This window comes from Serpentinicella sp. ANB-PHB4 (genome assembly GCF_031432315.1).
In the GTDB taxonomy this organism is placed as follows: domain Bacteria; phylum Bacillota; class Clostridia; order Peptostreptococcales; family Natronincolaceae; genus Serpentinicella.
On sequence record NZ_JAVKGO010000026.1, the window covers coordinates 1 to 6,191 of the forward strand.

Annotated in this window: 4 protein-coding genes; 3 read left to right on the forward strand and 1 reads right to left on the reverse strand. The window is 35.0% G+C overall.

Features of this window, described 5'->3' with window-relative positions; all coding sequences use genetic code 11:
- Positions 1–80: 80 nt before the first annotated feature.
- Positions 81–2,816 (reverse strand): transglycosylase domain-containing protein, encoded by a 2,736-nt coding sequence (locus tag RH915_RS11310; protein ID WP_310480139.1) that lies wholly within the window; start codon positions 2,814–2,816, stop codon positions 81–83.
- Positions 2,817–3,089: 273 nt separating this feature from the next.
- Here RH915_RS11310 and yunB point away from each other — a divergent pair, with 273 nt between their 5' ends.
- From yunB to metA, 3 genes are all read left to right on the forward strand, one after another.
- Entirely contained in the window at positions 3,090–3,755 is a 666-nt protein-coding gene (yunB, locus tag RH915_RS11315) for a sporulation protein YunB (RefSeq protein ID WP_310480142.1), read from the forward strand.
- 70 nt (positions 3,756–3,825) lie between these two features.
- The gene (gene hflX / locus RH915_RS11320) at positions 3,826–5,112 is read left to right on the forward strand and encodes a GTPase HflX (protein ID WP_310480144.1); all 1,287 of its coding nucleotides are present in this window, start codon (positions 3,826–3,828) and stop codon (positions 5,110–5,112) included.
- Positions 5,113–5,154: 42 nt separating this feature from the next.
- Positions 5,155–6,072, forward strand: coding sequence for a homoserine O-acetyltransferase MetA (gene metA / locus RH915_RS11325; protein WP_310480141.1), 918 nt, complete (start codon positions 5,155–5,157; stop codon positions 6,070–6,072).
- The last annotated feature ends 119 nt before the right edge of the window (positions 6,073–6,191 follow it).

Sequence of the window (6,191 nt, forward strand, 5' to 3'; positions counted from 1 at the left end):
TATATCCAACTGAATATTTCTTGCCAGATTGAGTTTTATTATTTACTCAATAAGCACAAATTTATTTACAGTCTCTGCAGTTATTCTTCTGAGTCAACAATCTCTTCATCGTCATGAGAATCATCTTCGTTTTCATTATTACCATTGGTATTCCCATTACTATTATTGTCACTTCCATTGCCATTACTACTTCCGTTATTGCCATTACCATTTCCGTTATCATTACTGTCCCTGTCAGCATCGACTGGTTCATTGGCTTCCTCGTCGTTTTCAATAATTTCAATATCATCATCCGAATCATCTATCCCATTATTATCCTCACTATCTTCAACTTCATCTGATTCATCTTCATCTGATTCATCTTCATCCGAAGGCAGTCGACCACTAGGGTTATGTTCCTCGTTAAAAGGATCGTAATATTCTGTAGGCAATTCGTACTGAATGTCATTAGGGTGAGTTACACCTGGGAAATCAGCTGGGTTATATGGTATAGGTCTTCTTATAAATATCCTTGTTTCAACTTCAGACATCGGTGTTAATTCTGTTGCTAAAGTACCCGATGGCACATGAATATCTGCTTCTACGTGTACATCGCAGTATTCTGTCGGCTCTGTACCTCTTATAAATACTTCATTTCTTACTGTACTTCCACCCGGGGCATCAGCACATAGCTCAGTAGCTAGCTTTCCTGACCTAGTACAAATATTGGCATAAACAAGTCCGTCAGGTCTTTCAAAACTTTTATGAGGCATTTCAGCGTGAATTCTAGACATAACATTTTGCCATAACCTCGTAGCAACCCAACTATTACCGTCGATTGCCTCGTTTCTCCCTGTACCAATCCAGGTAGTAGCCGTATAATATGGAGTAAATCCTGCAAACCAAAGATCGGTTGTTCTTAAAGGTTCTGAAATACCAGCATGAGTACCAGTTTTACCAGCAACGGGCATATTACTAATTCTACCTGGAGCCCCACCAGTTGTAATAACACTTTCCATCATAGAGGTTAATACATAAGATGCTTGGGGACTTAACACCCGATTCCCTAACGGTTTATTTTCATAAATCACATTACCTTCCCGATCGGTTATATGAGTAAAGGTAATTGGCTCTGTATATACGCCACCATTTAAAATAGCATTATAGGCTGCTGTCATTTCTAAGGGGGATACACCGTAAGTCATACCTCCAAGGGCAGTTGATAAATTAACATCACCTGATACACGGGTCATACCCATTTTTTCCATATATTCTACCATAGTTTGAGGGCCAATTTCATCGCCTAGTCTGTGTGCAACGACGTTACTAGACCAAGCTAATGAGTCTCTAAGAGGCATTAGACCTCTATATCTGTCAAACACATTACCTGGGAGTGCATCTGGTGGTATAGGCACATCATCAATTACAGTTCCTGCGGTATAACCCATTTCTAATGCTGGTGCATAAACTGCTACAGGCTTAATGGATGACCCCGGCGATCTATGTTGGATAGCCCGATTATCTACTCTTCGACCGTAATCCTCACGGCCTCCCATCATTGCTACAATTTCCCCTTGTTTATTGGTGATAACCATAGCACTTTGCATAGCGTGAATGCCACTGTTTTTATCACGGACCACGCCATTTTCATCTCTTTCATATCGAGCATGGCCTTTGTTATCTAAACGATTTAAAAAATCACGATGAAAAGCGGGATAGTCAAAGTTTTTTAACTCTTCTTCTAAAATATTTTGGACATCAGGATCTAGTGTCGTATAGATTCTTAATCCCCCAGATGACAATAATGTACGAGCCTCATCCTCCGCATAACCTAGTCCAGTTTGTAATGCATGGAGTACATCAACACGAACTCTATCAGCAAAATAGGATGATACATTGCTTTGAGACTCGATATAACTGATATCAATACTTTCACGAATATCAAAGTCAAGTGCTTCTGTGTATTGTTGCTGGGTAATGTACCCAAGTCTTTTCATTTGGTCCAAAACAAGTTTCTGTCTAGAAAGGCTACTCTCCCTAAATACAATAGTATGGGTCGAATCAGAATCATCTATGATAAAATGACCTTCCTGAACATTTTCTTTACTAATTGTTTGGACTGGGGTATAGCGAGCCGGATGTCTTGGAATTCCAGCTATAAGTGCAAATTGTGCTAATTCCAGTTCACCAATATCTTTATTAAAGTAACTTTTAGCCGCTGCCTGAACACCATGAATTTCGTGGCCTTTAACAGCGCCAAGATAAACGTGGTTTAAATACAGCTGTAGTATCTGGTCTTTAGAAAGGGCTCTATCAATCATTACTCCAGTATACATATCTTGAATTTTTCGTTCATAGGTTTGAGCAGTATTTTGTAAATGTAAATTTTTTGCTATTTGTTGATTTAAAGTACTAGCACCCTGTCTAGAACCCGTACGCAGATTAGTCCATGCAGCGCCGATAATACGTCTGAAATCAAGACCATTATGGGAATAAAAACGTTCATCCTCTATAGCAATAATTGCATCCCGTAACAATTTAGGCATTTCATTAAAAGAAATAGGATCACTTTCTATATTACCAATAGTCTCTATCAAGTTACCATTTCTCTCTAGAAGTTCGCTATTTTGATGCAATTGATTTTCAAGGCTTATTGCATCCACTGGTTCAGTATCTCTTATAATGCGAAGAGCCATTCCAAAAACTGCGCCAGTAGCTATTATACCTAGTATAACAATGGCAATTATAATATAAAGCCATATTTTCTTCTTGTTTTTGCCTTTATTTTTTTTTCTTGTTTTTTTATTATTTGGTTCCTCTTGTTTTTTTCGAGTCATATAAATTCCTCCATCTAAATTAAAAAGTAATAAAACTTTTTAAAATTTTACATCTTAAACATTATATCATAAAAAGGACAACTACGCATCAATATGCAAACCAAGCTATTTTAAGAGTATAATATTTGTTCAGTATAGCCAATTTTACAGGATAGGTATTCAATAAAAGCATAAGAATTAAAAGTATAATTTAAAAACTATAATTGAAACTTGTTAGTATCACAAAAGTAGGATATTACATATAATAATAAGAAGGGGGTGCTCATTTTGTATATGTATAAGAAAAGAAAATATATTAAACAGAAAGTAATGCTTTTAATTGCAATCATACTTATACTAGTTTTAGGTACAATTGTATACGTTGATGAGAACATCGCTCCCACCGTACAAGCGTTAGGGGATTTAAAAGCCCATGAAATTACCAATAAAGTTGTTAATTCCTCAGTAAGTGACGTATTAGAAAGAGGTCTAGCCTATAACGATCTAATTAGTACGACCCATGATGAAGAGGGTAATATTACAATGATGCAAGCCAATACAATATTAATGAATAGAATTGCTTCAGATGTAGCATTAACAATTCAAGAACAGCTGGATGAAGTAAAAGCATCTTCTAAGCATATTCCATTAGGTAGTGCCTTAGGCAGTCAGTTATTAGCCAAATATGGACCAAAGTTAAATTTAGGCATTTCACCGATTGGTGTTGTTGACGTTAATTTTGCCAGTGAATTTGATCAGTCGGGGATCAATCAAACACGACACAGAATATATTTAACAATTAATTCAGAAGTACAAGTGATTGTACCCTTTAGTTCCAATAGAGTAAATATAGCAACCCATGTCCCGTTAGTAGAAACCGTTATCGTTGGAAAGGTTCCACAAAATTACATTCAAGTACCAGAAGATAAGTTTTTAAACATAACACCTCTGTATGAATAAAAACATTGAAAAATTATTTAAAAAATATTATAAATAAAGAATAAAATAAAGCTAGGAGTGTAAAAAAATGATGTTAGACACGAATGAAGAAATTAAACAAAAAGCAATTTTAATAGGTTTAAATAATACCCACAAGCCAAGTGAAATTGATATAGAGGCTTCCGTCGATGAATTAGAAGAGTTGGCGAAAACTGCAGGGGCGGAAGTTTTAATAAAAACCATTCAAAATAGACCATCAGTGGATGTAACTTATTACATAGGAAAAGGAAAGGTCGAGGAACTAAAGCAGCTTTCATTAGATTACGATGCCAATTTGGTTATATTTAATGATGAGTTATCTGGTTCTCAAATAAGAAATTTAGAAGAAGCTTTAGGGATAGATGTTATAGATAGAACAACGTTGATACTAGATATATTCGCCCAAAGAGCACAGACTAAAGAAGGAAAGCTACAAGTTGAACTTGCCCAGCTCAAATATCGCTTGCCTAGATTAGTAGGATTAGGAAAAGAATTATCACGATTAGGTGGGGGGATCGGTACCCGGGGACCAGGAGAGAAAAAACTAGAAACAGACAAAAGACATATTTTAAAAAGAATAGATGATGTAGAGGCTCAGTTAAAAGAAGTAAAAAAGAATAGAGACATTCAGCGAGCTCAAAGAATAAAGTCTGATTTACCAATTGTAGCAATGGTCGGTTACACAAATGCAGGGAAATCTTCATTAATGAATGCCCTATTAAACATGTCATTAGATTCTGAGGAGTCAAAGCATGTTTATGTGGAGGACAAGTTGTTTGCAACACTAGATACTTCATTAAGAAAACTAACCTTTGAAGAAAAATTAGCGTTTATTCTTACGGATACAGTAGGTTTTGTTAGCAAACTACCTCATAGCTTAGTAAAAGCTTTTAAAGCTACTTTAGAAGAAGTGAAGTTTGCAGATTTATTACTACATGTAATAGATGTCTCTAATGAAAATTACGCATTACAAAAAAATACAACACTAAAAGTATTAAAAGATCTAGGCGTAGAAGAGAAAAAAATAATTGACGTATACAATAAAACTGATAAAATAGAGGATGTTATAATTTCAAAAGAGTCTGAAAAGTCAATAAATATTTCTGCTACTGAAGGAATTGGTTTAATTGAATTAATTAGTATTATAAGAGAAGAAGTTGGAAATGAAACGACGAATGCTAAGCTTAGTATACCTTACGACGAAGGTGGTATGCTTTCACAGTTACATAAAGAAGCAATTTCAATAGAAACTGAATATGTTACAGAAGGTGTAATGTGTAACGTAATTTTAGAGACTAAGTATTATGACAAATATAAAAAATATGTATTGCAAAATTAATATACAATAGATAACTATGTTTTGAAAGGAGATAGACAACCTATGCCTATAAAAGTACCTAACAATTTACCAGCTACAGAAATATTAAATAGTGAAAATATCTTTGTGATGACCCAACAAAGAGCTTTTCAACAAGACATTCGACCTTTGAAAATATTAATCGTTAATTTAATGCCAACAAAAATTGTAACAGAAACACAGCTTTTAAGGTTGTTAGGAAATTCTCCTTTGCAAGTTGATATTACACTACTGCACCCCGAAAGTCATCACTCTAAAAATACGCCCCAAGAGCACCTTGAGAAATTTTACAGTTCTTTCGAAGAAGTTAAGAATGAAAAGTTCGATGGGATGGTTATTACTGGGGCCCCGGTTGAACATTTATGCTTTCAAGAGGTAGACTATTGGGATGAATTAAAAGAGATTATGGATTGGAGTCGATTAAACGTATACTCTAGACTGCACATATGCTGGGGAGCGCAAGCTGGTTTAAAGTACCACTATGGGGTACCAAAGCAGGCTTTATCAAAAAAGATGTTTGGTGTGTTTACACATAAGATAAATAAAAAGAACGTAAAGATATTACGTGGCTTTGACGATGAATTTTACGTGCCCCATTCAAGGCACACAAGTGTTAAAAAAGAAGATATTTTAAACAATAAAAACTTAGTACTTTTATCAGAATCAGATGAAGCCGGAGTATATATGGCTATTTCAAAGGATGAGAGGGATATCTTTATTACTGGACACCCGGAATACGATCCAAACACCCTAAAGGCTGAATATGAAAGAGATAAGGATAAAGGAGTAAACATAGATATACCCAAAAACTATTTTGATAAGGATGATCCTTTAAATGATCCTATAGTACGGTGGCGGGGACATGCTAATATATTCTTTAATAACTGGCTAAACTACTATGTATATCAAGCGACACCATTTGATTTAAATGAAATAAAATAAGACGAAACAATACAAAAAGAGCAATTATTTCTATTAGAAGTAAGGCTCTTTGTCAATAGTTGGGGTGGGATTATATTTAATCTCGCTCCATTATTACATTAGAGCCTATTTTAGTATAA

Bases quoted from the DNA above. Each gene is read 5' to 3' on its own strand.
- RH915_RS11310 (WP_310480139.1), bottom strand. From the start codon at position 2,816: ATGACTCGAAAAAAACAAGAGGAACCAAATAATAAAAAAACAAGAAAA.
- yunB (WP_310480142.1), top strand. From the start codon at position 3,090: ATGTATAAGAAAAGAAAATATATTAAACAGAAAGTAATGCTTTTAATT.
- hflX (WP_310480144.1), top strand. From the start codon at position 3,826: ATGTTAGACACGAATGAAGAAATTAAACAAAAAGCAATTTTAATAGGT.
- metA (WP_310480141.1), top strand. From the start codon at position 5,155: ATGCCTATAAAAGTACCTAACAATTTACCAGCTACAGAAATATTAAAT.